Here is a 25,901-nt window from a genome sequence, read left to right as displayed (position 1 = left end):
CCTCGATGTCCAAGAGCGTTGAGTGCGTGGACGCCATAGTGATCCACCTATCGGTGCAGGTCACGGGCGTGTGGCGGCCGAATCGCGGCGGTGTGGCTGTTACGGAAGGGTCATAAAGCGGTCATCGTGCGCACCGGGGCGGGCCGGTTCACGGGCGTCTTCGAGCCGGGCAATGCCCGACGCCGCGTTGCGTGCAATTCACCCGGCGCACATATGGCGATCCCATACTCACTGCGCGGAAGCCCATGCGGACACCACATGAGGGATTCGACTGTGCACCACGTCGCGGAGAACGCCACACCCATGCTCTCGATATCCACCGCACCCACGGCCACCGGCTCCTACGTCACCTCCATCGCGGACTCCGAGGAACAGATCCGGGCCGCTCAGCGGCTGCGGTACCGCGTCTTCGGCGAGGAGATGGGCGCCACCCTCACCACCCCGCTGCCCGGCCACGACATCGACGCCTTCGACGCGTACGCCGACCACCTGATCGTCACCGACACCTCGACCGGCGAAGTGGTCGGGACGTACCGGCTGCTGCCTCCCGGGCGGACCCGACGTTCGTACAGCGAGGGAGAGTTCGACCTCGGGGCGCTCGACGCGCTGCGTCCCTCGATGGTCGAGGCGGGGCGCTCCTGTGTGCACCCGGACCACCGTTTTGGCGCCGTCATCAACCTGATGTGGTCGGCGCTCGCCCGCTACGTACTGCTCTCGGGCCACCGCTATCTGGCGGGCTGCGCGTCCGTGCCGCTCGCCGACGGGGGCGCTGCCGCCTCCAGCGCCTGGCTGCTCGGCAACGCCAAGCACTCCTCGCCGCCCGAACTGCGCGTGCACCCCCACCGCCCCTGGCTGCCCACAGGCCCGGCGGAAGGCCGCCCCAGCTACGCGGATCTGCCGCCACTGCTGCGCGGCTACTTCCGGCTCGGCGCCTGGATGTGTGGGGCGCCCACATTCGACCCCGAGTTCAATGTGGCCGACTTCTTCGTGCTGCTCGACATGGACCGGCTCGGCGACCGCTACCGCCGCTATTTCCTGGGGGACACACGATGAGCCCCTGGTCGGTGGAGGGGCCCTGCACCCCCGACTGTGTGCGCGAGACGGCACCGCGGGTGCCGCTGACCGAGACGGCCCGCCGGTACGCGGCGCTCACCCACACCCTGATCCGCACCGTGGCGATGGGGGAACGGCTCGCCGACCCCCACACCCTGCGCACCCAGGCCCGCGCGGTTCTCGACGCCCTGGGAGTACGGCTCGAAGCCGGGCCGGCCCCGAGCGAGCACACCCGGGGCGCGCTGCTCGTCGCCAACCACATCTCCTGGCTGGACGTGGTGGCGCTGCTCGCCGTCGAGCCGGTCACGGTCCTCGCCAAACGGGAAGTGGGCCAGTGGCCGGTGGTCGGCACGCTCGCCCGCCGGATCGGCACCCGCTTCATCGACCGGGGTGCGGTACGTGAACTCCCGCACACGGTCGACGAGTTGACCGCAACCCTGCGCTCGGGCCGGTCCGTCCTCGTCTTCCCTCAGGCGACGACCTGGTGTGCCGTGTCGGGCGGCCGGTTCCGGCGGGCCGCGTTCCAGGCGGCCGTCGACGCGGGCGCCCCCGTTCGGCCGATGACCGTCGACTACCTCCAGGACGGCGCCCCCAGCACCGTCGCGGCCTTCCTCGGCGGCGACGACTTCACGACCTCCCTGCGCCGGGTCGCCGCCGCCCGCGGACTGAGCGTGCGGGTCACCGCACACCCGGAGCTGCGCGGCACCGACCGCCGCACCCTGGCCGCCGAGGCCCGGGCGGCGGTCTGCGGCACCCGTCCACCCGCGCACACCGAGCCGTACGTACCAGCCTGAAAGAGCCGGGGGCCCTCTAAGCTGGGCAGCCATGTTCGCACCCCAGGGCCCCACACTCCGTGAGCTCGCCGTCCAGGCGCTGTCGTCCGTCGAGCACGGCTACGACCTCCTGGCCCCGAAGTTCGACCTCACCCCGTTCCGTACGCCCGAGGTGATCCTCGCCTCCGTGGCCGGCGTACTCGACGGGCTCGGCCCCTTCGGCCGGGGGCTCGACCTGTGCTGCGGCACGGGCGCGGGCCTCGGTGTCCTCGGCAAGGTGTGCCGCGACGGCGTCACCGGGGTCGACATCAGCGCCGGGATGCTGGCGGTGGCCGCCCGCGCGCACCCGGAGGCCACCTTGCTGCGGGCCGACGCGCGGGCACTGCCGCTGAGTGACGGGTTCGATCTGGCCGTCAGCTTCGGGGCGTTCGGGCACTTCCTGCCCAAGGAGCGGCCGAACCTGTTCGCCCGGACGTACGCCGCGCTGCGGCCGGGCGGCCGGTTCGCGTTCCCGGTGGTGGCCCCGTTCCGGCCCGGCAGCCCCGGCCACCTCGCCCTGCTCGGCTTCGACACGGCGATGCGGGTGCGCAACGCGCTGTGGCGTCCCCCGTTCGTCATGTACTACCGCGGGTTCCGCCTCTCGGACGTACGACAGGAACTCGCGACGGTCGGTTTCGGCGTCGAGCTGTACGCCCTGGAGGAACTCGGCCGCCGCAGGGACGGCAGCCCGCGCGCCCGGCTCGTGGTCGCCACGAAGCAGGGAAGGGGCCTCGCCCGAACGGACGAGGCCCCTCCGTCCACCGAAGAGGGAAGTCCCAACTGACCTCAGGAACAAGTGAGTTGAGGAGCGGCCCAGTCCGCGTGGTCGTAGTCGACCCCGTCGCCGGAGTCCGTCACGACCAGCTTCAGCTCGTATCCGCCGGTCACGTCCGCACTGATCGCCTTCGCCGCGTCGGCGCCGGTGACCTTGCCGCTGGCGGCGGCGAGCGTCCCGTCCCGGTACACCTGGAAGTCGACCGAACCCTTCGCGCCCACCTCGTCGTCCACGCCGACGCTCGCCCTGAACGCGGTGCAGGTGCCGCCGAGGTAGTACGTCACCGTGGACGCCGCGTGGGTGCCGAGGCCCTTGGCGTACGTGGTGCCGCCGATCGTGAGGGTCTTGCCGTCACCGGCGGCCTGTTCGCCGTTGCTGCGGTCGCGCTCGACCGGGCCCCAGCCGTTCACGGCCGACGTCCAGGTCAGGTCGCTGAGCGCGTGGGTACCCGCCGACGGGCCCCGGCCGCAGGCCAGTTGGGGGTTCGCCCAGTCGGCGTGGTCGTAGGTGATGCCGTCGCCGCCGTCGGTGACCACGAGCCGCAGCTCGGTGCCGCCGGCGAGATCCGCCGTCAGACGCTTGGGCGGATCGCTCGCGGTGCGCACACCGCTGTCGGCCACCAGCGTGGTGTCGCGGTAGATCCGGAAGACCACCGAACCGCCCGCCGTGGACTCGTCGTCCACGCCGACGTCGACACCCAGCGAGCGGCAGCCGCCGCCCAGGTAGTACGTGATGTCCGAGGGCGCGTGCGTGCCGAGGCCCTTGGGGTAGGTGGTGCCGTTGATGGTGAGGGTTCTGCCGTCGCCGGCGGCCTGTTCGCCGTTGCTGTGATCGCGCTCGACCGGGCCCCAGCCGTTCACGGCCGACGTCCAGGGCAGGTCGCTGAGCTGGTTGAGCCCGGTCGGCGGCGGCACCGGCGTGCCCGGCGTCACCCGGTACATCACCGTGCCGTGCGCGGGCACCGATGCGCTGATGGTGCCCGTCGTACTGCTCGTCTGCTTGGACCACAGGTCCTTCAGCGCGTACGAGGACGCGCCGCCGATGCCGATCGCGTCGACCGTCGTGGAGATGGTCCGGGCCGATGCGTTCTCGTTGGTCAGGGTGACCGAACGGCCGCCGTCCGCGAGGGGTTTGGACATGACGACCTGGCCGCCGGAGCTCGACACCACCGTGCCCTGCTTGCCGAGCGCGTCCTGGTCGACCGCGATGACGTCGGTGTTCTTGAGGATGGCGAGCGTGGCCGCGCTCGGGTTGCGCAGATCGCTGCCGATGAGCAGCGGCGCCGCCATCTGCGACCACAGGCTGAAGTGCGTGCGGTACTCGGTGTCCGTCATGCCGCCGTTGCCGACCTCCAGCATGTCCGGGTCGTTCCAGCCGCCGGGACCGGCGTAGGGGGCGAGCGGCTGGTTCTGGTGGGCGATGCCGATCATGCTCGACCAGGAGTCACTGATGTCGCCCGTGGTGCGCCAGGAGTTTCCGGTGCCGGACGCCCAGTTCCAGGGTTGGTTGGAGCCCCACTCGCAGATGCTGTAGAGGATGGGCCGGCCGGTCGCCTTGAGCGCGTCGCCCATCGCTTTGTAGCGCTGCTTGGCGTCGGCGCCGGTGTTGTTGCAGTTGTCGTACTTGAGGTAGTCGACGCCCCACGACGCCCACAGGTTGGCATCCTGCTGTTCGTGGCCCAGGCCGCCGGGGAATCCCTGGGTGTCGCAGGTCTTGGTGCCCGCGCTGGAGTAGAGCCCGAATTTGAGGCCCTTGGCGTGTACGTAGTCCGCGACCGCCTTGATGCCGTGCGGGAAGCGCACCGGGTCGGGGACGAGGTTGCCGGAGGCGTCCCGGTTGGGCAGCGCCCAGCAGTCGTCGATGTTGACATAGGTGTAGCCGACGTCTTTCAGGCCCTTCGCGACGAAGGCGTCCGCGATCCCTTCGACCATCGACTCGTTGAACTCGGCACGGCAGTGCGTGGAGTTCCAGTTGTTGAACCCCATCTGCGGGGTACGCGCCAGAGCGTTGTCCACGGCCGCGGCCGGCGGTGCGGCCGCGACCTCCACGGCGACCGTCACACCGCCCGCGACGAGGGCGAGGGCGCCCAGAGTGGCGGTCAGGCGCTGTCTGAAGTTGTGCAGTTCGGTAGTCAAGTGCGGCTCCGGTGAGGGTAATTGGCGCACAAACGAACGGCGTCGAACGAAAGCAACCACATCTCAGCGGTCGGACAAGTGCATGTCAAGAGAAGTGGAGAGGGAGTCGCGAAAGTGTCCCTCCGTGCTCGGCGGGTCCCGCGCGGGCGCGCGGGTGGGCCGGCAGGAACACGGGGCGAAGAGGCGTTGGAGGTTCGGGGTCGCAGCTCGGGGAAGCCCACCCTTCAAGGCCGATGGCCCCGTACCGGCAGGGGTACGGGGCCATCGTGTGCGTGCCCGTATGGAACGTCGGGCCGTATGGAACGTCAGGCCGACTGCTGGAGGCCCCGCAGCGATGCCACCAGCTCGTCCACCTCCTCCGGGGTGTTGTACAGCGCGAATGAGGCGCGGGCCGCCGACTCCAGGCCGTAGTGGGCCAGTGCCGGCTGCGCGCAGTGGTGGCCGGCCCGGATCGCGATGCCGTCGCGGTCCAGCCAGGAGGCGATCGCCGCCGGGTCGTGGCCCGCCATCGTGAACGTCAGCACCGCGATCCGGCCCGGCGCCGACCCCAGGATCTCCAGGCCCGGCACCATCCCCATCGCCTGCTGCGCGTACGCCGTGAGCCCGTCTTCGTACGCCGCGACCGCGGCCCGGTCGAAGGACGTGAACCAGTTCAGCGCGGCGAGCAGCCCGACCACCCCCGCGATGTTGCCGGTGCCGGCCTCCATGAGGTGCGGGACCGGCGCGAAGGTGGTGCGCTCGAAGGACACCGAGTCGATCATGTTGCCGCCGCCCTGCCACGGCCGCAGGCCCGCGAGGACCTCCGGCTTGACATAGAGCGCGCCGATGCCTGTCGGGGCGTACAGCTTGTGCCCGGAGAAGGCGTAGAAGTCGGCGTCCAGGTCCGTCACGTCGACGGGCAGGTGAGCGACCGCCTGCGCGCCGTCGACCAGCACCTTCGCCCCGTAGCGGTGCGCGAGCGCGGTCATCTCGCGCACCGGCGGAACCGTGCCGAGTACGTTCGAGGCCTGGCTGATGGCGACGAGCTGGGTGCGGGAGGACAGTAGGTCGGCGTAGGCGTTCTGGTCGATCCGGCCGTCCGGGAGGAGGGGGACCGGGACGACTCGCGCCCCGGTCTCCTTCGCTGTCAGCTGCCACGGCACGATGTCCGAATGGTGCTCCAGGACCGGTACGAGGATGTCGTCGCCGGGGCCCAGGTTCGCTCGTCCCCAGCTCTGCGCGACCAGGTTGATCGCCTCCGTCGTGCCCCGTACGAACACGATGGAATCGGGGGACGGCGCTCCCAGGAAGTCCGCTACGGCCGCCCGGCCCGCCTCGTACATCTCGGTGGCCTCGCGGGCCATGGTGTGCGCGCCCCGGTGGATGTTGGAGTTCGACGCGCTGTAGTAGCCGGCGAGCGCCTCGATGACCTGGCGGGGCTTTTGGGTGGTGGCCGCGTTGTCGAGCCAGACCAGCGGGTGCCCGTTGACCGTCCGGTGCAGGATCGGGAAGTCCTTGCGCGCCGACTCCGGTGTGAACCCGCCGGGTTGGCGGCCCGGCAGAGCGGTCCGTTCCGTGACGTCAGGAGTAGTCATGGTAGTTGGACACCTCGACGTTCTGCAGCACGGCGATCGCATCCTCCACCAGGACCGCCGTGTTGAAGTACGCGGTCATCAGGTACGAGGTGATGCCCTTCTGGTCGACGCCCATGTTCCGCATGGACAGGCCGGGTTCGATCTCGTCGGGCACCCCCGCCGGGCGCAGCCCGACCACGCCCTGCTCGGCCTCGCCCGTGCGCATGAGCAGGATCTCCGTGGTGCCCACGCTGCCGCCGCCCGAGAACCTGACCTTGTCGGAGGGCAGCAGCGGCACCCCGCGCCAGGTGATCAGCGGGCTGCCGAACCGGGTGTCGGTCACCGGCGGCACACCCCGCCGGGTGCACTCGCGGCCGAACGCGGCTATCGCCTTCGGGTGCGCGACGAAGAAGCCCGGCTGCTTCCACACCTTGGCGAGCAGCTCGTCGAGGTCGTCGGGGGTCGGCGAACCGGTGCGGGACTGTACGCGCTGACCTGCGGATACGTTGTTGAGGAGGCCGAACTCGGGGTGGTTGAGCAGGGCCGCCTCCTGCCGCTCGCGCAGCGCCTGCACCGTGAGGTTGGACTGGGCGCGGGTCTGGTCGATCGGCCCGTTGTAGAGGTCCGCGACCCGGGTGTGGACGCGCAACACCGTCTGGGCCAGCGTCATGTGGTACTCGCGGGGAGCGTCCTCGTAGTCGACGTATGTGCCGGGCAGATCGATCTCGCCGACGTGCCCGGAGCTGAGGTCGATGGGCGCCTCCGAGCCCGGCTTGACGCCCTCGCCGGAGGTGAACGCGTCCATCGCCGTGCGCAACTGCTCGCTGCGGTCGGCGAGTTGGGTGAGTGTGGCGCGGTCGGCGCACAGTGCGGTGCCGGGGGTGAGCGCCTTGACGCGGTACGGCATCGGCTCGCCACGGGTCCACGCGTCGAGGTCGAAGAACTGGCCGTCGCCCGCGACTTCCAGCAGCGCGTCCTCGCCGTACCGGCCGGTGACGCGCTTCTCGGCGCGGCCCTGCACCAGGATCCACAGCCGGTCGGCCGGGTCGCCCTCCTGCACGAGGACCTGACCCGCGTCGAACGTCACCGGTGTGAAGGCGCCCGCGAGTTCGCCGAGCAGCGCGTCCTCGCAGTCGCATAAGTAGGGCAGCTCGCGCAGGTCGCCCGGCACGACGCGCGGGGTGCCGTCCTCGTCGTACGTGCTGATCCGGTCGTCGCCCAGGACGAACGAGCGGCGGCGGTTGACCCGGTAGACGCCGGATTCGACATCCACCCAGGGCAGGGCGCGCAGCAGATAGCGGGGGGTGATTCCGCGCATTTGCGGAACGGTCTTGGTGGCGGTGGCGAGTTGGCGCGCCGCGTCCGGGCTGAGACTCATCCGCTGGTTATTCACGGGAACGTTCACCGGTACCTCCTCGATGGGGCTGGACGAGGACCGATCGTGTTCCTGGAAATACCGGCACCACAAGAGGCAAGTGCCGGTGGCAGGCCGGAAATGGCGGTGCACGGGCCGCGAAAAACCGCCCCGGCGCAGGTCGGGGCGGATCCGGCTCACGGCATATGAGACTCAATTCAAACTTGCTGTACCCGCTATTAGATCCTGAAAGTCCTGCTTATGGGAATGCTGAATCCGGTCGAATTTATGAGCCCGCGGCGTGAATGTGCCGGGGAAATGATCAGCGGGCCACGCGTTCCTCCACCGACCTGCGCCAGCCCGGCTTTTCGGTGGGTGTCTCCGTTTCGGCCGCGGGTGCGCGGTGGCCGCCGCGGGCGAAGAATCCGGCGAGCGGCAGGGTGGCCGCGCCCACCGTGACGGCATCCGGGCCGAGCCGGCCGAGCTCGATGGTGACGCGCTCCGCCGGATGGCGCAGGGCATGGGCGGTGGCATGGCGGCGCACCGACTCCAGGATGTACGGGCCGAGTCGGAGCCCCGCCCAGCCGCCGATGAGGATGCGCTCCGGGTTGTAGAGGTTGATCAGGTCGGACAGGCCCGCGCCCAGATACTCGGCGGTCTCCTCAAGGACCGCGAGGGCGACCGGGCTGGCGTCGATCCCCTTCTCATCCGGATGCGCGGCCGCCAGCAGCGCGGTCACCGCCGTCTCCTCGGCGGTCCCGGGCGCCAGTTCGGCTCCTGCCTCGCGCCAGCGCCGGACGATCGCCTCGGCGCCCGCGTACGCCTCCAGGCAGCCGAGCGCCCCGCACCGGCAGCGCCGGCCGCGGACGTGCACGGTGGTGTGGCCCCACTCGGCGGCGCTGCTGTGCGCACCCCCGTAGATCGCGCCGCCCGTCACGATGCAGGCGCCGACGCCGGAGCCGAACAGGACGATCACCGCGTCGGACGCGCCACGGCCGCCACCGAACCACATCTCGGCCTGCCCGAGCGTCTTGGCGCCGTTCTCGATGAAGTACCTCGTGCCGAGCGGCAGTTGGAGGGTGTCGCGCAGCAGGGACTCCAGCGGAACCGCGTCCCAGCCAATGGTCTGGCCGTGCACCACGGCTCCGTCGGGGGAGCTCCGGTCGACGATGCCCGGCACGCCCACGCCCACGCCGAGCAGACGCTCCGGATCGAGGCCGCTCTCGCCGAGCACGGTGGCCACGCCCTCGCGGATCCGGCCGACGATGTGCCCGACGTCGTACCCGCCCGCGTCCAACGACAGCTCCGCACGGGCGAGTTCACGCAGGACCAGGTCGAACAGCTCGACCCTGACCCGGGTCTCGCCGACGTCCACACCGATGAGATGGCCGCTGTCCGGGGCGACCCGCAGCAGGGTCCGCGGCCTTCCGCCGTCGGAGTCCACCACTCCGGCGTCCTCGAGGAGGCCGTCGGCCACGAGCTCGGCGACGACATTGCTGATGGAACCCGAGCTCAGCCCGGTTGCGGGGCCGAGGGCCTGGCGGCTCATCGGGCCGTCGAAGTACAGCCGTCGCAGTACCGCGCCGCGATTGTCCCGGCGCAGGTCGCGGACGGTCCTTCTGTTCGGTGTGACCATGTGGCTCCCTCCCTGCGTGCAACATACCGGTGCGGGAGCCTGTGCCGCGCCCTTGTCCCGCGTCTTGACTCACGGTCTAAATTAAGCGGTGAGGTCGATACGGGTGGGCTCGGTTCGGCCGACTGCCTTTTCGTCAGGGCTTGTTGACCTTGGTGGGAGGTTCGCCCTCCACGTGCGCGACGAGGCGTTCGAGGAAGGCCTGCTGGCCCTGGACGAGCAGGGCGGCCGCGGCGTCGGGGGACAGCCAGGCGAAGCGGTCCATCTCGGGGAACTCGCGCATCGTGCCCGACCCCCGCGGCCACTCCATGGTGAACGTGCCCGGTACCGCGTCGGCCGGATCCAGGTCCGCCTCGACCGCCCACACTGTCACGGTCTTGCCGCCGCGCTGGACGATCTCGCCCAGCGGCACGAGCGGGCCCTCGGGCGGCGCCAGCCCCAGCTCCTCCTCGAACTCCCGCCGGGCCGCGGCCTGAGGTGCCTCCCCGGCGTCGTACTCACCCTTGGGGACCGACCAGGTGCCCGCGTCCCGCCCGGCGAAGAACGGTCCGCCCATGTGCCCCACGAGCACCTCGATGCCGTCCTCCACCCTGCGGTACAGCAGAAGCCCGGCGCTGCGTTTTCCGGCCATGCCGCCAGTCTGCGGGTCCGCAGCGCGCGGCGCCACGGGGCGGCGGTTTTGGTGGGCTTCGCCTTGATATGTATGGGTATCCGGAAGTCGAGGAGGTGGTGCACATGACGGACTTCGGACGTCACGAGACGCCTGAGGAGCGTGCCGACCGCAGATGGGGGGACCTGCTCCAGGAGCTGAGGGTCGCGCAGACCGGCGTGCAGATCCTGTTCGGGTTCCTGCTCGCGGTCGTGTTCCAGGCCCGGTTCACCACACTTGGCGCCACCGACCGGGCCATCTACGTGGTGACGGTGGTCCTCGGCGCGGCGACGACCGGCGCGCTCATCGGGCCGGTCTCGTTCCACCGGATGCTGGCCGGGCGGCGGCTGAAGCCGCAGACGGTGACCTGGGCCTCGCGGCTCACCGTCGTCGGTCTGGTGCTGCTCCTGTGCACGGTGGCGAGCTCCCTGCTCCTCATCCTGCGCGTCGCCCTGCACAGCGCTCTGGCGCCCTGGCTGGTCGCGGGCGTCGTCTGCTGGTACGTGTGCTGCTGGTTCGTGCTGCCGGGCCTGGCCCGCAGGCGCCACCACGACCAGTCCTGACCGCCTCTCCTAGGTGTCCTCCTGCTCGGAGCGCTTGGCCCAGACGGCGAGCGTGAAGGAGTGTCCCGCCGGGTCGGCATAGACGCGCTCGTCGCGCGGCCCGTTGTTGTCCTTGGTGTCGACGGGCATCGCCCCGAGGGTGATGGCCTCGCGCTCGGCGGCGTCCATGTCGCCGTACGCCACGACGATCCTCAGGTGCGCCTGCTGGGAGTCGTCGGGGCGCGGCCAGCTGGGCGGCGCATACCCGTGGTCACGGCGGATCGCGAGATGGACCCCGTCACCGCCGACGACCTCGACGAAGTCCGGGTCGCAGGCGGTGCGGGTCTCGCCGCCGAGCAACTTGGCGTAGAACTCGGCCAGTTCGACGGGCTCGGCACAGTCCAGAACGAGGATGCTGGTCTTGGAAACACTCATGCGGGCCGAGTGCCCGCGGGGTGCCGCGCCTAACGCGAGTCGGAGCCACCCGGCCCCTTGCCGGGGGTGCGGGCCCACGGGCGCAACCCGGTCAGGCGGGCATGCGGGCCACCCGTACGGCAGGGGACCCCGTCGCGTAGTGGACGTACTCGCGCACCAGCCGGAACCCCGCCGTCCAGGCGAGCAGCCGGCTCGCCCGGTTGTGGCGGGAGCAGGTCCAGCTCGCGGTGCGGCCGCGCGCCGAGATGTCGCGGCTCAACGCGACCACGCAGCCCAGCGCGAGCTGCCGGCGGCGCCGGCCGGGGGCGGTGACCACTGCGATGTCCTCGTACGTGCCGCCCCGGAAGTAGGTGCAGGCGACGGCGAGTAGGGCCCCTTGGTGGAAGGCGCCCCAGGCGTGGCCGGAACGGCCGAGCCTCGACGGACCGCCCCAACTGGCATGAATCCAGGCAGAGTCGGGAGACAGTCTTACGAGCGCGGGTGCATCGGCCGAGGTCAGCTGACGGATCGTCACGCCGCGCGGGGGCGGCGGGGCAGTGGCCCGCTCCCGCTGCACGTACACCATGCGCTCCCACGGCACGACCCGGTCGAAGGAGGCGCCGAGGACCGGCAGGAAGCGGCCGGGCGCTTCGATGCAGCGGTGCGCGAGCGGTGCGAGGCCCGCCGGATCCAGCGCCCCCGGGTCGCCGCGCAGCAGCACATGGCCCGCGCAGTCGAGGGCGATCGTGCGCGGCTGTACGGCGCGGTCTGCCCACCCGTGTCCGTTCCCGGTGGTCAGTACGTGCTCGGCCAGGGCCGCGGGCCCAGGCTCGGCGGCGCACAACCAGCGGGTGTGGGCGGTGAGTTGGTGCGGACGGAGTTCGATCACGACGGGCTCCCTTCGGAGGTGGGGGTCGGGCCTGGTGGCCGGAGGGGAGCGGGGCGGGCCTGTCCCGACGCCATGAGGACGCGACCGTCCACGACGGACCGCCGAGCGGCGCGGTTCACTCCGCCAGCTCCCTGGTGTCCAGCGGCCGTCGCCAGGCGACGAGCCGGTGCACGGCCGCCAGTTCGTGCTCCAAGGGGGACGGCGGCACGGCGAGGACCGGGCAGGTGGCGTGGGCCAGGCAGTAGCGGGCGACCGACGGGCGCAGCGCGCGGCGAAGCAGGCCGCGGGTGCCGGTGCCCAGGACCAGGAGGTGCTCGGGCTCCTGCGCCGCCTCCACCAGAACGGCGCCCGGCGTGCCCCGTACCACCATCGCTTCGAGCGGCACCGGCGGGCCGGCCGGGCCGAAGGCCGTGTCGAGGGCCTGGACGAGCTGTTGGCCCGCCACCTCGCGGCACTCGGCCAGCAGCCCGGGATCGGGCGAGCCCCGGTGGCCGAGTTCGCCGCCGGGCGGCGACCAGGCGAGGACCGCCGTCAGCGTGCCCCCGCCGAGCTCGGCCTCCCGCGCCGCGCGGTGCAGCGCCGTCAGACTGCCCAGCGAGCCGCTGACCCCGGCCACCACCCGTCGCCCACCGGCCCGGTCCATGACGTCCACCTCGTACTCGTATCGCCTTCCGCTCATCTGCAGAGCATCCGTCGAGCAAAGCCCCTGGACGCCCGATCGCAGGGGGCGTTGGCGCTTTCCTGACGAGGGATCGGGAGACCCTGACGGGCTCATGACGCCGGGCTCGGCGCCGCGTCAGCATCGCGTCAGCACACGCCCCCTGGCCGTCAGCATCGCGTCAGGGCTCCGGCCGGCCGCTCCCCACGGGCGTAGCGTCGCCGACGTGCCCCGGCCCGCCTCCCCGTGCCGGGGCCGCATCGACCACCGCGAGGATCCTCCAGGAGGAATCCCATGGCAAAGACCGATCGCGGCGACGATCCGGAGCCCTGCGAACGCACCCCGGCCGGACCGCTCTTCGTACCCGTCCGGCCGGGGCCCGCGGGGTGTGCGGCCCGGAGGTTCCGCACCCCGCTCGGCGACCGCACCGCCGTCGGATTCACCACCCGGTCCTGGAGGGTCCGCGATGTGAGCGTGACCGGAGCCGCCGTCGTCGCCGACGCGCTCGCCCTGTGGATCGGCTGAGAAGGAGTACGTAGCCCATGACCATCATGAACATGCCGACCGGCCTGACACCCGCGGACGACCTGTCGGTGTGGCCCGCCTCGACCGCCCGGGTCGGCCACGGCGGCCTCGCGGTGGGCGCCGTACCGCTCACCGAGATCGCCGAACGCTTCGGCACCCCCGTCTACGTCCTCGACGAGGGCGAGGTGCGCGAGCGCTGCCGCACCTATCGCAGCGCCTTCCCCGAGGCCGAAGTCCTCTACGCGGCCAAGGCGTTCCTGTGCCGGGCCATGGCCCACTGGGTCGAGGAGGAGGGACTCGGCCTCGACGTGTGCTCGGCCGGCGAGCTCGAACTGGCCGTCACCGCAGGGTTCCCGGCCGAACGGATCGTGCTGCACGGCAACGCCAAGTCCCCGCACGACATCGAGGCCGCGCTGCGCCTCGGCGTCGGACGCATCGTCATCGACAGCCCGTCCGAGATCGCCCGGCTCGCCGCGGCCGTCGGGCCGCACGGCCACCAGAAGGTGATGGTCCGGGTCGTGCCCGGGATCAGCGCGGGCGGCCACGACAAGATCCGTACGGGTACGGACGACCAGAAGTTCGGCCTCTCCCTCACCGACGGCCACGCCCAGCACGTCATCGCCCGCATCCTCGGCCAGCCCCAGCTCGAACTGGCCGGTCTGCACTGCCACTTGGGCTCACAGATCACCACCGTCAAGCCCTATCTGTCGGCGGTGCGCCGCATGGTCGGCCTGATGGCCCGCATCCGTGAGACCCACGGGGTCGAACTGCCCGAGCTCGACATGGGCGGCGGACACGGCGTCGCCTACCGGCCCGGCGAGGACGGGCTCGACATCACGACGCTGGCTCGCCGGATGCGCGCCGAGCTCGCCGAGAGCTGCGCGGCGGCCGGGCTCACCGTGCCCCGCCTGCTCGTCGAACCGGGCCGCGCGGTCGTCGGCCCCGCGGGCGTCGCCCTCTACCGCGTTCTCGCCGTCAAACGCACCGGCGACAACCTGTTCGTCGCCGTCGACGGCGGCATGAGCGACAACCCGCGGCCCGCCCTGTACGGAGTGCGCTACGCGCCCCGGCTGATCGGGCGGGCCTCGACGGCCCAGTCCTGCAAGGCGACCGTGGTCGGCCGGCACTGCGAGGCGGGCGACGTCCTGGCCTCCGCGGTGGACCTGCCGGGCGACATCCACCCCGGCGACCTGCTCGCGGTGCCGGTGGCGGGCGCCTACCAGCTGTCCATGGCGTCCGGCTACAACATGGTGGGCCGCCCGCCGGTGGTCGCCGTCGCCGACGGGCACGCCCGGCTCCTGATGCGCCGCGAGTGCCTGGAGGACTTCCGCAGCCGCGACGTCGGGTTGTGAGCCGCCCTCACGGAGCCACCCGCGAGGAGGGGCGGCGGCCGAGGAGTTCGGCCAGGCCCCGCCGGGTCGCCGCGAGCACGATCCGGTCCTCGGGCCGCAGTACGTAGCCGGGCGGCAGCTGCCACACCAGGTCGCCCGGGGCGCCCCCGCCCCGGCGGCGGGCGGCGCCCAGGTCGGGCACGCGGTCGGCGGGCGAGGACGTGTCGAGCGCGAGCACCCGCCAGGCGCCCTCGCGGAACGCCTCCTCGGCGGTACGGCCCTCCAGTTGCGGATGGCCCGCCACATCGACGGCCGCGAACAGCAGCACCTTGCGCTCGACCGGTATGGCGCCCAGGATCTGACGGCCCATCATGGCCCCGGCGAAGGCGGGCGCCGCCAGGTGCGAGACGCTGCGGCTGCGGGTCATGGCCTGCGGGTGGGCGGCGCGCAGCGTGCGGTAGACGGCGGTCGCGAAGTCGTCGTCGTACAGCCGCATCACGACCCGTAGGTCGGGCTTCACCGAGCGGGCGTACAGGGCCGCTTCGAGGTTGGTGGTGTCCGAACTGGTCAGCGCGAGCAGGGCGTGCGCCCGGTGGACACGGGCCGACTCCAGGATGCCCTCCTGGGTGACGTCGCCGATGACGGTGGGCACCCTCAGGCGCCGGGCGAGCGCGATGCCGCGGGCCTCCGGGTCGGACTCCACGCACACCACGGGAATGTCGAGCTCGCGCAGGCGCACCAGGACCCGGGCGCCGATCTTGCCCATGCCGAGCAGCACCACGTGCCCGGACAGGCCGCGCGACGGGCGGGGCAGCGCGGAGGCGCTGCGGAAGGTGCCGAGTCCTTCCAGGACGGCGGCGATCAGAACCGGCAGCAACAGCAACCCCGTCAGCCCGGACAGGAGTTGGAGGATCTGGCGGCCCACGGGCTGGTCGATGGCCGGATCGTCGATGGCGAAGATGTCGAGCAGGGTCAGATAGGCGGCGTGCAGCGGATCGTCGCCGGTGGTGAGCCAGGTCGCGATGGCGAGCGCGACCACGGAGGCGACGATCCCGGCGAGCGACCAGCGAAGCCGTCGCGAGAACAGTCGGCCAAGGGGCGCGCCGAGATCGGTGAGGCGGCCCGGCGGCTGTGCGGGGCCGGTGTAGGTGACGGTCTCCAGGACGACCCGGCCGCGCCGGTCGGCCTCGTCCATCGACCGCTCGTCCGGCAGCAGGCGGGGCCCTTCGGAGCCGCTGCGGTCCGAACCCTCCGCGCCCGCCGGGTCGTTGGTGGTCGAGGAGAGCAGGGCCAGCGTGCACAGGCCGGGGTCGGTGACCTCGCCGCGGCGCGGCGGCGGGCGCTGTCCGGCCCGCAGCAGCACCCCGTCGGCGTGCACGACCTTGGTGGTGCCCGCGAGGGCGGTCGCGGCGAGCGCGGGCGCCGCGGTGTCGGCGTCGGACAGGACGGTGGTGGAGGCCTCGGACGCGGCCGCGCCGGGATCGGGGGCCGCGAGGGCGGCGGCCTGGTCGAGCAACTCCTGGAGGTACTGGCCGAGTTTGCGGTTGTAGAGCCGGATGACGAGCCGGACGCGCGGGTTCAGACGCCGGGCGATCAGGGCGGCCCGGATGTTCGTCTCGTCGTCGCCGTGCACCAGCGCGAGCGCCGCGGCCCCCTCGATGCCGGCTTCGAGAAGTGCCCCGTCGTTCGGCTCGACCGCCTCGACGAGCCGGGAGTCGCCCGCCCGGTCGGAGCCGGGCACGGGGGCGCGGAGCATCGCGGACGACATGCGGCCGAACAGAGCCGAGGCTCTGGCCCTGCCACCCGCGGGGAGCCGGGCCGAGCGGGTCCCGTTATCCGGCGGCACGACGAGGATCACCCGCTCCCCGTACACCTCGCGCAGTTCGGCGGCGAGCCGGTGGGCGAGCGCGTCGTCCCCGCTGACGACCATGTGTCCGACGGGCGGCCCCGCCCAGGGCTGGGACGGGAGCGGCTGCTGAGGAAGTGAAGGCACACCCCAGACCTTGCCCCATCAGGTGGTGCGGCGTCGACGGCCGCCCGGGCGGGTCGACGGTCGGCCCCGGGTTTCAGCAGGCCTCAACGGCCGCTTTCGGCCAGGCTGTTGTAGCGCAGCAGATACTCGGCGAACCGGTCCAGGTCCTGCGGCGCCCAGTCGGCGAGCCGTTCGTGGAAGGCCTGGCGGCGCAATTCCGCCGCCTCCGCGAGCTTGGCGGTGCCCGCCGCGGTCAGCTGGAGCACCTGGATGCGGTGGTCGTCGGGGTCGCTGATGCGCTCGACGAAGCCGAGCTTTTCGAGCCCCGCGATCTGGCGGCTGATCGTCGACTTGTCGAGCATGTAGTAGGCGGCCAGATCGGTCGCCCGGCAGCCCTGCTGGTCCTCCAGATGGGAGAGCAGGGTGAACGAGACGAGCGAGAGCTCCGGGTGCATCCGGGCGGCCGCGGCCCGGGCGCGCCGGGCGAACGCGGTCAGCTCACGCTGGATGGTGATGACCGACTGGTCTCGGCTGAGCACGACTGATCCCCTTTCGTCTCACGGGTGGGTTGTAGAATACAACGCCGCGATGAGTGCGGGGAACGGCGCCGCGCCGGATGCCTCGCCTCACTTCTCGGGCCGCCCCTCTCGCGGGGGCGCCTCATCCAACGGCTCCTCGCCCAGGGTGGCGAGTGCCTCGGTCAGCCAGCCGATCCAGAACGTCTCCAGCTCGATGCCGCCGCGCAGCACCAGATGCCGCAGCCGGTCCTGCTCGCTGTCCCGCTCCGGCGGAAAGTCCTTCGTCTCGATCCCGTGATACTTCGTCAACTGGCCTTGGTGCAGCGCGAGATGGCGCTCCAGCTCTGCCCGGAGGCCGCCCGTGCCGATCACCGCCGCCGCCCGCATCCGCAGCAGCAGCGGGTCCCGCATCGGCTTGGGGTCCTGGCCGGCCGCCGCCCACTGGGCGAGTTCGGCCCGGCCCGCGGGCAGCACCTCGTACTCCTTCTTCTGCCCGCGGGCCGGGGCGGCGGACGGCAGCGCGCGGATGAACCCGGACTGCTCCAGCTTTCCCAGCTCGCGATAGATCTGCTGATGCGTGGCCGACCAGAAGTAGCCGATCGACTTGTCGAAGCGGCGCGTCAGCTCAAGTCCCGATGAGGGCTTTTCGAGCAATGCGGTCAGGATCGCGTGCGGGAGAGACATGACCGCATCCTAGGTTCGGCCGACGGCCTCAGAGCGTCGCGGCCAGCCGGGTGCCCTGGTCGATGGCGCGCTTGGCGTCCAGCTCGGCGGCCACGTCGGCGCCGCCGATCAGGTGCACCGTCGCCCCGGCCGCGCTGAGCTCCTCGTACAGGCCGCGCCGCGACTCCTGGCCCGCGCACAGCACGACGGTGTCGACGGGCAGCACGGTGGACTCGCCGTCCACGGTGATGTGCAGGCCCGCGTCGTCGATCCGGTCGTAGCGCACGCCCGGGACCATGGTCACGCCACGGTGCTTGAGCTCGGTGCGGTGGATCCAGCCCGTCGTCTTGCCGAGCCCCGCGCCGACCTTCGTCGTCTTGCGCTGGAGCAGGTGCACCTGGCGCGGCGGCTTGGGCCGCTCGGCCTTGCGCAGCCCCCCGCGCTCGCCGTACGTGGTGTCGACGCCCCACTGCCGGAAGTACGTCTCGGCGTCCAGGCTGGCCGCGTCGCCCCCGTCGGTGAGGAACTCGGCGACGTCGAAGCCGATGCCGCCCGCGCCGACGACCGCGACCCGCTCGCCGACCGGCGCGCCGTCGCGCAGCACGTCGAGATAGCTGACGACACTCGGGTGGTCCGAGCCCGGGATCTCGGGGGTGCGGGGGGTGACACCGGTCGCGATCACGATCTCGTCGTACGAGCCGTCGTCGAGGTCCCCCGCGTTCACCTCGGTGTTCAACCTGACGTCCACGTCGTGCAGTTCGAGCTGCGTACGGAAGTAGCGCAGCGTCTCGTCGAACTCCTCCTTGCCGGGGACGCGCTTGGCGATGTTCAGCTGGCCGCCGATCCGGTCGGAGGCGTCGAAGAGGGTGACGGCGTGCCCACGCCCGGCGGCCGAGACGGCGAAGGCGAGCCCGGCCGGGCCCGCGCCGACCACGGCGAGGCGCTTGCGCAGCTTGGTGGGGGACAGGACCAGCTCGGTCTCGTGGCAGGCGCGCGGGTTGACCAGGCAGGAGGTGATCTTCCCGCTGAAGGTGTGGTCGAGGCACGCCTGGTTGCAGCCGATGCAGGTGTTGATGGTCTCGGCACGGCCCGCGCTTGCCTTGGCGACGAACTCCGGGTCGGCGAGGAAGGGCCGCGCCATCGACACCATGTCCGCCCGCCCCTCGGCGAGCAGCTGCTCGGCGACCTCGGGGGTGTTGATGCGGTTGCTGGTGATCAGCGGGATCGACACCAATCCCATGAGCTTCTTCGTCACCCAGGTGTACGCGCCGCGGGGCACCGAGGTGGCGATGGTCGGGATGCGTGCCTCGTGCCAGCCGATGCCCGTGTTGATGATCGTCGCCCCGGCCGCCTCGATGGCCCGCGCGAGGGTGATGACCTCCTCCAGCGTCGAGCCGCCGGGCACCAGGTCCAGCATGGAGAGCCGGTAGATGAGGATGAAGTCGGCGCCCAGGCGCTCGCGCGTGCGGCGCACGATCTCGACCGGGAAACGCATCCGGTTCTCGTACGAGCCGCCCCAGCGGTCGGTGCGCCGGTTGGTGGCGCCCGCAATGAACTCGTTGATCAGGTAGCCCTCGGAGCCCATGATCTCGACGCCGTCGTACCCGGCCGACTTCGCGAGCTCGGCCGCCCGCACGAAGTCCTCGACGGTCTGCTCGACCTGGTCGTCGCTCAGCTCGTTCGGCACGAACGGGCTGATCGGCGCCTGGAGTGCGCTCGGCGCGACCAGGTCCTGGTGGTAGGCGTACCGGCCGAAGTGCAGGATCTGCATCGCGATCCGGCCGCCCTCGCGGTGCACCGCGTCGGTGACGGTCCGGTGCTGGGCGGCCTCCGCCTCGTTGGTCAGCTTTGCGCCGCCCGGGTAGGGCCGGCCCGCGTCGTTGGGCGCGATGCCGCCGGTGACCATGAGGCCGACCCCGCCGCGGGCCCGCTCGGCGTAGAACGCGGCCATCCGCTCGAAGCCGTTCTCGGCCTCTTCGAGGCCGATGTGCATCGAGCCCATCAGCACCCGGTTGGGCAGGGTGGTGAACCCGAGGTCGAGGGGGCTCAGCAGATGGGGGTACGCGGTCATGGGGGCGCCTCCGGGTGGGGTGTCGTCGCCTCCAGTTGTAGACCAGCGGACCCGGGTTATGCAACAAGTTGCATAACACTGAGGTGGCGCTCACACCCAGGGCGGCGGCCCCTCGGGGGCCAGCTGGTGCACGTCGAAGAGCACGGCGGCCTCCACGCCCAGGGCCGGGCCCGCCGAGCGGGCGATCCAGGTCAGGAAGGGGCGTGGCGCGAAGGCGTCGGCGTCCGTGCCGAGCCCCTTGGTGTACTCGGCGTGCGCCGCGAGGGAGGCGATGCCCCGCTCCAGCGGGTTGCCGGTCACCTCCACCCCGTGCGTGGGCCGCTCCGCGCCCGCGAACGCGACGAAACGCACCCCGGACCACGGTTCGAGGCCCTCCTCGGCCAGCTCCGGGAAGATCCACCGGTTCCCGGCGTCCCGCGCCGCATCCAGCGCCGCCAGCCCGACCGCCCGGTGGTCGGCCTGGTTGACCAGCCCGCCGACCATCCGGATCGTGTACGCGCCCGTGACGATCACGTCCGGCCGGAACCTGCGGATGGCCCGCGTGATGTCGCGCCGCAGCGCGATCCCGTACTCCACCACCCCGTCCCGGTGGTCGAGGAACTCCACATCGCTGACCCCGACCTCGCGCGCCCCGGCCCGCTCCTCGGCCTCGCGCAGCGGCGCGGCCCGGTCCGGATGCATCCCGTCGATCCCCGCCTCCCCGCGCGTCGCCAGGAGGTAGCCGACCTGTTTGCCCTGCGCGGTCCAGCGCGCCACCGCCGACGCGGTGCCGTACTCGATGTCGTCCGGATGCGCCGCCACGGCCAGCGCGCGGACCCAGTCCTCCGGCAGCGGGGCAAGCGGCGGCCCACCGGTACCGCCCAAGTCGTTGAAGGCACTCATGTCCTCATCATGGCGCCGGGCGAGTACGTGCGACAGCCGGACGGCATGCCCGGTCGGGCCCGGCCGCCCGATCGTCCGGGGCCGGGGGCGGCCGGGTGAGGGCGGCCCCTTCCGCGCCCGGCCGGGGAGCGCACCCCGTCGGGCCCGCCCCCCTTCCGCCCTCACACCTTCCGGTAGTCGTACGCCTCCGTGGCCGCCGCCTCCACCGCGTCCAGGTCCGCTCCCGCCGACGCGCTGACCACCGCGGCCACCGCTCCCTCCACGAACGGTGCGTCCAGCAGCCGTGTCCCGGGCGGGAGTTCGTCGCCCTCGGCCAGCAGGGCCTTGACCGTCAGGACCGCGCTGCCCAGGTCCACCAGGACGGCGATGCCCGCGCCCCGGTCCACGGACTCGGCCGCGCGCACGATGAGTTCCTCGCTGGTGCCCAGGCCCCCGTCGGGCAGGCCGCCCGCAGGCGCGACGGGGGCGGTGGGGCCGCCGCCCGCGAGGCCCTCGGCCAGTTCGGCGACGGACGCCGCGACCGCCGCGCTGTGCGAGACGAGCACCACCCCGACCAGCGGGTCCGGCCCGCTCACGCGGCGGCCTCCACCAGCGCGCCGATCAGCAGCGCCGACGATGTGGCCCCCGGATCCTGATGGCCCACCGACCGCTCCCCGAGATAGCTGGCCCGCCCCTTGCGGGCCAGCATCGGTACGGTTGCGAGCGCCCCGGCGTCGGCCGCCTCGGCCGCCGCCGCGAAGGACTCGCCGAGCGCCTCGACCGCGGGCAGCAGCGCGTCCAGCATCGTCTTGTCCCCGGCCGCCGCCCCGCCCAGCTGCGCGACCGCCGCGACCCCGGCGCCGAGCGCCTCGGCCAGCTGCTCCCTGGTGACCTCGGCGGCTTCCCCGAGCGACTTGCCCGTACGCCGAAGCAGCGTTCCGTACAGCGGGCCCGAAGCGCCCCCGACGGTGGAAATCAACTGCCGCCCGGCGAGGGCGAGCACGGCTCCCGGCGTGGCGGGCGCCTCCTTGTCGAGCAGCGCCGTCACGGCGGTGAAGCCGCGCTGCAGATTCGCCCCGTGGTCGGCGTCGCCGATCGCCGAGTCCAGATCGGTCAGCCGGGCCGCCTCCCGGTCCACCGCGGCGGCGGTGGCGGTCATCCAGCGGCGCATGAACGCGGCGTCGAGCACGGGCACTCCTTCGGACATCGGCTCAGCAACCCCACCGCAGCGCGGCCGTGTCGACCGGGGCGTCCCACAATCGCAGCAGCTCCTCGTCGACCTGACAGAGCGTCACCGAACAGCCCGCCATGTCGAGCGAGGTCACATAGTTCCCCACGAGGGTACGGGCCACCGGCACGCCCCGCTCGGCGAGCACCCGGTGCACCTCGGCGTTGAATCCGTACAGTTCGAGCAGGGGAGTGGCGCCCATTCCGTTGACGAGGAGCAGGACGGGGCTCGTCGGCCGCAGGTCCTCCAGGACGACGTCCACGGCGTAGTCCGCGATCTCCCGCGAGGTCATCATCGCGCGCCGCTCGCGCCCCGGCTCGCCGTGGATGCCGACGCCCAACTCCAGCTCACCCGGCGGGAGTTCGAAGGTCGGGCTGCCCTTGGCCGGGGTGGAACAGGCGGTCAGGGCCACCCCGAAACTGCGCGCGCTCCCGTTCACCTGCCGGGCGATCGCCTCGACCCGCTCCAAGGTCTGCCCCTCCGCCGCGGCCGCCCCGGCGATCTTCTCGACGAACAGCGTCGCGCCGGTGCCGCGCCGCCCCGCCGTGTACAGGCTGTCGGTCACCGCGACGTCGTCGTCCACGAGGACCTTGGCGATCGTCACGCCCTCGTCCTCGGCGAGCTCGGCCGCCATGTCGAAGTTGAGTACGTCGCCGGTGTAGTTCTTGACGACGAACAGCACCCCGGCGCCGCCGTCCACGGCCGCCGCGGCCCGCACCATCTGATCCGGCACGGGCGACGTGAACACTTCCCCGGGGCATGCGGCCGACAGCATGCCAGGACCCACGAATCCCGCGTGCAGCGGCTCGTGCCCGGATCCGCCGCCCGAGACGAGGCCCACCTGCCCGGCCACGGGTGCGTCACGCCGCAGCACCACCCGGTTCTCGACGTCGACCGTGAGCGCGGGATGCGCGGCGGCGATGCCGCGCAGCGCATCCGCTACGACGGTCTCGGGCACGTTGATGAGCATGTTCACCATGACCTCCAGGGCGAGGCGTGCGGAGTGTGACGGCCCCCAGTATCACGCGATGCCCGCCGGTCACGGGAAAGGACGTGCCATCGGGCCGGCTGTTACGCGCCCTGGCGCGCCGTGCTCTCGATGAGGTCCGGGCGGTCGGTGATGATGCCGTCGACCCCCATCTTCATGAGCCTGGTGGCGGCGGGCGCGTTGTCGACGGTCCAGGTGTTGAAGCGCATCGGCGTCTGGTGGGCCCCCTTCGTCCCGTGCACCGCCTTGACGTACGCCGAAGTCACCGTGTGCTGCTCGGCGTTGATCTCGTCGGTGAAGGCGGCGTACTGCTTGAGCTGGGAGACCGGCGGACTGCCGAGGAAGCCGGTGTGGACCTCCGGGCGCAGCCGATGCGTGGTGCGCAGAGCGGGGGCGCTGAAGCTCTGCACGACCAGGCGCTGAGAGAGGTGCGGCAGGTCGAGCCAGTCGGCCCGGTCCAGGACCTCCAAGGTCTGGCGCTCGATGCCCGGGTACAGCTCGGGCTGCTTCAGTTCGAGCAGGAGGCCCTGGCCGGTGTCGTCGAGCAGGTCCAGGTACTCCATCAGGGTGGGGACGCGCTCGCCCCGGAAGTCCGGGCCGAACCAGCTGCCCGCGTCGAGCTGCTTGATCTCGGCGAGCGAGAACGAGCTCACCGACCACGGTGCCCGGTCGGGGTAGCGCTGCCTGACGTTGGTGGTACGGGCCAGCGTCGTGTCGTGGATGACGACGAGCGCGCCGTCGCGGGTGCGCTGGACGTCGTTCTCCACCCAGTCGACGCCGAGGTCGGCGGCCTCCTGGACGGAGCTGAGGGTGTTCTCCGGGGCGTAGGCCGAAGCCCCCCGGTGCCCGAAGACGGTGATGTGCCCTGCCGGGTCGGCCGACGCGGCCTGGGAGGGCAGGGCGAGGGCGAGGACCCCGCAGAGCGCGCTGACGACGGTGGACACAGCGGTGCGGTGCTGCATGCGCATTCCTCACGACGGCTCGGATCACTGTCCGCCGAGGGTGCCAGCCCGCCGGCCTCCGCAGCCGCGTTGCCATGAGGAGGTGACCAAGAACGGAGACGTGTTCCCCGGTGCGGGTGGCTTCCGTTCGACCAGGAGGCCCAAGTGCGAGCACCTGACCGGACCGCCGCCGAACGGCACGGCCCGCCGCGCGCAGGGGAGGGCGAGAGCCCCGGCGGGGTGATCGCGGGCGGCCCCGGATGCCGGGAGATGCCACACGGCGACACCGACGGCGCGCTCGCCGACCGGCAGGCGCACCTCACCGCATACGGCCCGGACGGGAACTCCCCGTACGCCAAGGGGATCCAGCTGCGTACCACCGGCCTCAGTCGATGGTCAACTCGCCCTCCTGCTCCCAGAGTTGGAGGCTCCGCGCCGCCACCAGGGCGCCGACGCGTCGCAGAAGTTCCGCGGCCGGAAGGGCGTCCGGGCGGCGGCCGTCGCGCAGCCGCAGGGCGACCTCGCCGGACGCGGCCTCCCGGGCGCCGATCACCGCCTGGTACGGGACGAGCCGGGCGGCCCGGATCCGGGCGCCCAGGGAGCCCTGCTCCGGTCCGGCGAGCTCGGCCCGCAGGCCGTCGGCGACGGCCCGCTCGACGAGTTCGGCGGCCCGGCCCACCTCCGCGTCGGAGAGGGGCACCACGACCAGCTGGACGGGCGCCAGCCAGGCAGGGAAGGCGCCGCCGTGCAGCTCGATGAGATGGGCGACGGCCCGCTCCATGCTGCCGATGACGCTGCGGTGGACCATCACCGGCCGCCTCTTGGCGCCGTCCGGCCCGATGTAGTGCAGATCGAACCGTTCGGGCTGGTGGAAGTCGACCTGCACGGTGGACAGGGTGGCCTCGCGGCCCGCCGCGTCGGCGATCTGCACATCGATCTTCGGGCCGTAGAACGCGGCCTCGCCCTCGACGGACTCGTACGGCACCCCACTGGCGTCGAGCACCTCGGTGAGCAGGGCGGCGGCCCGCTCCCACATGCCGGGATCCGCCACGTACTTGCCGCCCGAGCCGGGCAGCGAGAGCCGGTAGCGGGCCGGGCGGATGCCCAGCGCCGCGTATGCGCGGCCGATCAGGTCGAGCGCGGCGCGCGCCTCCTCGGCGGCCTGCTCCAGGGTGCAGAAGATGTGCGCGTCGTTCAGGTGGATCGCCCGCACCCGGGTCAGGCCGCCGAGCACGCCGGAGAGCTCCGAGCGGTACATGCCGCCCAACTCGGCAATGCGCAGCGGGAGTTCGCGGTAGCTGTGGGCGCGTGAGCGGTAGATCAGGGCGTGGTGCGGGCACAGGCTCGGTCGCAGCACGACCTGCTCCGCACCCAGGTCCATCGGCGGGAACATGTCCTCGCTGTAGTGCGACCAGTGCCCGGAGATCTCGTACAGCTCGCGCTTGCCGAGCACCGGCGAGTACACGTGCCGGTATCCGGCCCGCCGCTCGCTCTCGCGGATGTACTCCTCCAAGGCGTGCCGCACGGCCGCGCCGTCCGGCAGCCAGTACGGCAGTCCGGCCCCCATCAGCGGGTCGGTGTCGAACAGATCGAGTTCGCGGCCGAGTTTGCGGTGGTCGTGCATGGGGGGCTCCTCGCGGTCTTCGTGGGACGAGTGACCGCACGGAAAAGCCCCGGGGCCACTCGCCCCGGGGCTCTTGACGTACACAGCTGTCAGCGCGCCGGGACACTCTCCGGCGTCGTCGTCCACTGCACAGCCGCACGCTTCTTCATGCCGGTGAAGCTAACAGCCCCGGCGAGGCGCACGCCTCCCCTTTTTTCGATGCCGCCCCCTTTTGCGATGCCGCTACGGCAGCGGGATCGACACCCCGTTCCGTCGGCCCGTCACGGAGTCCACCATGTACAGGTGCAGCAGACCGTGTTCGTACGGGTTGTACGGCTCGTAGCGCTGGAAGGAGAAGGCGCCGTTCGCGTCCGTGGTGTCCTGGCTCCACTGGCGGGTCGCCGGCGCCCTCTCCCAGCCCTCCACATAGGTGCGTACGACGGCGTGGGGAGTCCAGCCGGTGCCGTCGATGTAGTAGGTGCTGCCCGTCTGCCATCGCGTCGTGCGTACGTGGGGGCTCGGCTCGGTCGACCGGCGGTGGGCCGTCGCCGACGGCTGGGCGGCGGCCGTCGGCGCGGCGAGCGTGGTCAGGAGCAGCAGCGAGGCGAGCAGAAGTCTTTTCACGGAGGGTTCCTCCTGTGCGGAACGGGTCTACAGGGCAGCTCGCGCCGCGAACGGGGCCTCCGGCGCACGTTGTGGATCTTCCGGTACCCGGGCCGGGTGGGGGAAGGCG

General features: G+C 72.1%; 24 protein-coding genes and 1 pseudogene. 6 read left to right on the top strand and 19 right to left on the bottom strand.

Going from position 1 to position 25,901, the window contains the following annotated elements; translation table 11 throughout:
- Positions 1 to 303 precede the first annotated feature (303 nt).
- Genes IE206_RS03745 through IE206_RS03735 form a run of 3 tightly spaced genes read left to right on the top strand, consistent with a single transcriptional unit; the run spans position 304 to position 2,649 of the window.
- Positions 304 to 1,053: a GNAT family N-acetyltransferase gene (locus IE206_RS03745; protein ID WP_226598831.1), complete on the top strand. Its 750-nt coding sequence runs from the start codon at positions 304 to 306 to the stop codon at positions 1,051 to 1,053.
- Positions 1,050 to 1,847 (top strand): lysophospholipid acyltransferase family protein, encoded by a 798-nt coding sequence (locus IE206_RS03740; protein ID WP_189960409.1) that lies wholly within the window; start codon positions 1,050 to 1,052, stop codon positions 1,845 to 1,847. Before IE206_RS03745 ends, IE206_RS03740 begins: the two co-directional genes overlap by 4 nt.
- A 31-nt stretch (positions 1,848 to 1,878) precedes the next feature.
- Positions 1,879 to 2,649 (top strand): class I SAM-dependent methyltransferase, encoded by a 771-nt coding sequence (locus tag IE206_RS03735; protein WP_189960408.1) that lies wholly within the window; start codon positions 1,879 to 1,881, stop codon positions 2,647 to 2,649.
- 2 nt (positions 2,650 to 2,651) lie between these two features.
- On the opposite strand, the gene IE206_RS03730 is transcribed toward IE206_RS03735, so the two are convergent.
- The 5 genes from IE206_RS03730 to IE206_RS03710 form a co-directional block, all read right to left on the bottom strand.
- Positions 2,652 to 4,775, bottom strand: a complete 2,124-nt coding sequence (locus tag IE206_RS03730; protein WP_373300855.1) for an NPCBM/NEW2 domain-containing protein — start codon at positions 4,773 to 4,775, stop codon at positions 2,652 to 2,654.
- 305 nt (positions 4,776 to 5,080) lie between these two features.
- Positions 5,081 to 6,349: a cysteine desulfurase gene (locus IE206_RS03725; RefSeq protein WP_226598703.1), complete on the bottom strand. Its 1,269-nt coding sequence runs from the start codon at positions 6,347 to 6,349 to the stop codon at positions 5,081 to 5,083.
- Positions 6,336 to 7,706 carry a family 2B encapsulin nanocompartment shell protein gene (locus IE206_RS03720; protein ID WP_189960787.1) on the bottom strand — a complete coding sequence of 457 codons (1,371 nt, stop codon included), beginning with the start codon at positions 7,704 to 7,706 and terminating at the stop codon, positions 6,336 to 6,338. Before IE206_RS03720 ends, IE206_RS03725 begins: the two co-directional genes overlap by 14 nt.
- A 298-nt stretch (positions 7,707 to 8,004) precedes the next feature.
- Complete coding sequence (locus IE206_RS03715) at positions 8,005 to 9,318, bottom strand: ROK family transcriptional regulator (protein ID WP_189960406.1); 1,314 nt, start codon at positions 9,316 to 9,318, stop codon at positions 8,005 to 8,007.
- Between the two features lie 133 nt (positions 9,319 to 9,451).
- Positions 9,452 to 9,946, bottom strand: coding sequence for an NUDIX hydrolase (locus tag IE206_RS03710; protein ID WP_189960405.1), 495 nt, complete (start codon positions 9,944 to 9,946; stop codon positions 9,452 to 9,454).
- Positions 9,947 to 10,050: 104 nt separating this feature from the next.
- Here IE206_RS03710 and IE206_RS03705 point away from each other — a divergent pair, with 104 nt between their 5' ends.
- Positions 10,051 to 10,527, top strand: a complete 477-nt coding sequence (locus IE206_RS03705; RefSeq protein ID WP_189960404.1) for a DUF6328 family protein — start codon at positions 10,051 to 10,053, stop codon at positions 10,525 to 10,527.
- A gap of 9 nt (positions 10,528 to 10,536) precedes the next feature.
- Here the strand turns inward: IE206_RS03705 and IE206_RS03700 are convergent, their stop codons facing one another.
- From IE206_RS03700 to IE206_RS03690, 3 genes are all read right to left on the bottom strand, one after another.
- Positions 10,537 to 10,941, bottom strand: a complete 405-nt coding sequence (locus IE206_RS03700) for a VOC family protein (RefSeq protein ID WP_189960403.1) — start codon at positions 10,939 to 10,941, stop codon at positions 10,537 to 10,539.
- Between the two features lie 91 nt (positions 10,942 to 11,032).
- Positions 11,033 to 11,809 carry a GNAT family N-acetyltransferase gene (locus tag IE206_RS03695; protein ID WP_189960402.1) on the bottom strand — a complete coding sequence of 259 codons (777 nt, stop codon included), beginning with the start codon at positions 11,807 to 11,809 and terminating at the stop codon, positions 11,033 to 11,035.
- Between the two features lie 115 nt (positions 11,810 to 11,924).
- Positions 11,925 to 12,488 (bottom strand): universal stress protein, encoded by a 564-nt coding sequence (locus IE206_RS03690; RefSeq protein ID WP_226598701.1) that lies wholly within the window; start codon positions 12,486 to 12,488, stop codon positions 11,925 to 11,927.
- Between the two features lie 273 nt (positions 12,489 to 12,761).
- On the opposite strand from IE206_RS03690, the pseudogene IE206_RS03685 reads away from it, so the two are divergent.
- Positions 12,762 to 12,914: pseudogene (locus IE206_RS03685) on the top strand (SAV_915 family protein); the annotation flags it as partial.
- 95 nt (positions 12,915 to 13,009) lie between these two features.
- Positions 13,010 to 14,344, top strand: coding sequence for a diaminopimelate decarboxylase (gene lysA / locus IE206_RS03680; protein WP_189960400.1), 1,335 nt, complete (start codon positions 13,010 to 13,012; stop codon positions 14,342 to 14,344).
- A gap of 7 nt (positions 14,345 to 14,351) precedes the next feature.
- Here lysA and IE206_RS03675 read toward each other — a convergent pair whose 3' ends face one another.
- The 11 genes from IE206_RS03675 to IE206_RS03625 form a co-directional block, all read right to left on the bottom strand.
- Positions 14,352 to 16,253: an NAD-binding protein gene (locus IE206_RS03675; protein ID WP_189960785.1), complete on the bottom strand. Its 1,902-nt coding sequence runs from the start codon at positions 16,251 to 16,253 to the stop codon at positions 14,352 to 14,354.
- A 146-nt stretch (positions 16,254 to 16,399) separates the two neighbouring features.
- Positions 16,400 to 16,834: a MarR family winged helix-turn-helix transcriptional regulator gene (locus tag IE206_RS03670; RefSeq protein ID WP_226598699.1), complete on the bottom strand. Its 435-nt coding sequence runs from the start codon at positions 16,832 to 16,834 to the stop codon at positions 16,400 to 16,402.
- 87 nt (positions 16,835 to 16,921) lie between these two features.
- Positions 16,922 to 17,497: a PadR family transcriptional regulator gene (locus tag IE206_RS03665; protein WP_189960399.1), complete on the bottom strand. Its 576-nt coding sequence runs from the start codon at positions 17,495 to 17,497 to the stop codon at positions 16,922 to 16,924.
- Positions 17,498 to 17,525: 28 nt separating this feature from the next.
- A complete protein-coding gene (locus IE206_RS03660; RefSeq protein ID WP_189960398.1) occupies positions 17,526 to 19,547 on the bottom strand; it encodes an NADPH-dependent 2,4-dienoyl-CoA reductase in 2,022 nt (673 codons plus the stop codon).
- Between the two features lie 90 nt (positions 19,548 to 19,637).
- A complete protein-coding gene (locus IE206_RS03655; protein WP_189960397.1) occupies positions 19,638 to 20,429 on the bottom strand; it encodes a PIG-L deacetylase family protein in 792 nt (263 codons plus the stop codon).
- A gap of 161 nt (positions 20,430 to 20,590) precedes the next feature.
- Positions 20,591 to 21,004, bottom strand: a complete 414-nt coding sequence (locus IE206_RS03650) for a PTS-dependent dihydroxyacetone kinase phosphotransferase subunit DhaM (RefSeq protein ID WP_189960396.1) — start codon at positions 21,002 to 21,004, stop codon at positions 20,591 to 20,593.
- Positions 21,001 to 21,597, bottom strand: coding sequence for a dihydroxyacetone kinase subunit DhaL (gene dhaL, locus IE206_RS03645; protein ID WP_189960395.1), 597 nt, complete (start codon positions 21,595 to 21,597; stop codon positions 21,001 to 21,003). Before dhaL ends, IE206_RS03650 begins: the two co-directional genes overlap by 4 nt.
- Positions 21,598 to 21,619: 22 nt before the next feature.
- On the bottom strand, positions 21,620 to 22,612 hold the full coding sequence (gene dhaK, locus IE206_RS03640; protein ID WP_189960783.1) for a dihydroxyacetone kinase subunit DhaK: 993 nt from the start codon (positions 22,610 to 22,612) through the stop codon (positions 21,620 to 21,622).
- Between the two features lie 95 nt (positions 22,613 to 22,707).
- Positions 22,708 to 23,586: a glycerophosphodiester phosphodiesterase gene (locus IE206_RS03635; RefSeq protein ID WP_189960394.1), complete on the bottom strand. Its 879-nt coding sequence runs from the start codon at positions 23,584 to 23,586 to the stop codon at positions 22,708 to 22,710.
- Between the two features lie 364 nt (positions 23,587 to 23,950).
- The gene (gene thrS, locus IE206_RS03630) at positions 23,951 to 25,189 is read right to left on the bottom strand and encodes a threonine--tRNA ligase (RefSeq protein WP_189960393.1); all 1,239 of its coding nucleotides are present in this window, start codon (positions 25,187 to 25,189) and stop codon (positions 23,951 to 23,953) included.
- A gap of 222 nt (positions 25,190 to 25,411) precedes the next feature.
- The gene (locus IE206_RS03625) at positions 25,412 to 25,792 is read right to left on the bottom strand and encodes a hypothetical protein (protein ID WP_189960392.1); all 381 of its coding nucleotides are present in this window, start codon (positions 25,790 to 25,792) and stop codon (positions 25,412 to 25,414) included.
- Positions 25,793 to 25,901 lie beyond the last annotated feature (109 nt).

This window comes from Streptomyces violascens (assembly GCF_014649955.1).
Lineage (GTDB): Bacteria > Actinomycetota > Actinomycetes > Streptomycetales > Streptomycetaceae > Streptomyces > Streptomyces violascens.
Note: the sequence above shows the minus strand (reverse complement) of the source record. Positions and strands in the feature narration are given on the sequence as shown.

Excerpts from the sequence above, each read along its gene's own strand:
- IE206_RS03735 (WP_189960408.1), top strand. The coding sequence starts at position 1,879 with ATGTTCGCACCCCAGGGCCCCACACTCCGTGAGCTCGCCGTCCAGGCG.
- IE206_RS03700 (WP_189960403.1), bottom strand. The coding sequence starts at position 10,941 with ATGAGTGTTTCCAAGACCAGCATCCTCGTTCTGGACTGTGCCGAGCCC.
- IE206_RS03655 (WP_189960397.1), bottom strand. The coding sequence starts at position 20,429 with ATGAGTGCCTTCAACGACTTGGGCGGTACCGGTGGGCCGCCGCTTGCC.
- IE206_RS03660 (WP_189960398.1), bottom strand. The coding sequence starts at position 19,547 with ATGACCGCGTACCCCCATCTGCTGAGCCCCCTCGACCTCGGGTTCACC.
- IE206_RS03705 (WP_189960404.1), top strand. The coding sequence starts at position 10,051 with ATGACGGACTTCGGACGTCACGAGACGCCTGAGGAGCGTGCCGACCGC.
- thrS (WP_189960393.1), bottom strand. The coding sequence starts at position 25,189 with ATGCACGACCACCGCAAACTCGGCCGCGAACTCGATCTGTTCGACACC.
- IE206_RS03745 (WP_226598831.1), top strand. The coding sequence starts at position 304 with ATGCTCTCGATATCCACCGCACCCACGGCCACCGGCTCCTACGTCACC.
- IE206_RS03675 (WP_189960785.1), bottom strand. The coding sequence starts at position 16,253 with ATGGTCGTCAGCGGGGACGACGCGCTCGCCCACCGGCTCGCCGCCGAA.
- IE206_RS03740 (WP_189960409.1), top strand. The coding sequence starts at position 1,050 with ATGAGCCCCTGGTCGGTGGAGGGGCCCTGCACCCCCGACTGTGTGCGC.
- IE206_RS03635 (WP_189960394.1), bottom strand. The coding sequence starts at position 23,586 with ATGCAGCACCGCACCGCTGTGTCCACCGTCGTCAGCGCGCTCTGCGGG.
- IE206_RS03665 (WP_189960399.1), bottom strand. The coding sequence starts at position 17,497 with ATGTCTCTCCCGCACGCGATCCTGACCGCATTGCTCGAAAAGCCCTCA.
- IE206_RS03690 (WP_226598701.1), bottom strand. The coding sequence starts at position 12,488 with ATGAGCGGAAGGCGATACGAGTACGAGGTGGACGTCATGGACCGGGCC.
- IE206_RS03715 (WP_189960406.1), bottom strand. The coding sequence starts at position 9,318 with ATGGTCACACCGAACAGAAGGACCGTCCGCGACCTGCGCCGGGACAAT.
- lysA (WP_189960400.1), top strand. The coding sequence starts at position 13,010 with ATGACCATCATGAACATGCCGACCGGCCTGACACCCGCGGACGACCTG.
- IE206_RS03725 (WP_226598703.1), bottom strand. The coding sequence starts at position 6,349 with ATGACTACTCCTGACGTCACGGAACGGACCGCTCTGCCGGGCCGCCAA.
- IE206_RS03720 (WP_189960787.1), bottom strand. The coding sequence starts at position 7,706 with ATGAGTCTCAGCCCGGACGCGGCGCGCCAACTCGCCACCGCCACCAAG.
- IE206_RS03710 (WP_189960405.1), bottom strand. The coding sequence starts at position 9,946 with ATGGCCGGAAAACGCAGCGCCGGGCTTCTGCTGTACCGCAGGGTGGAG.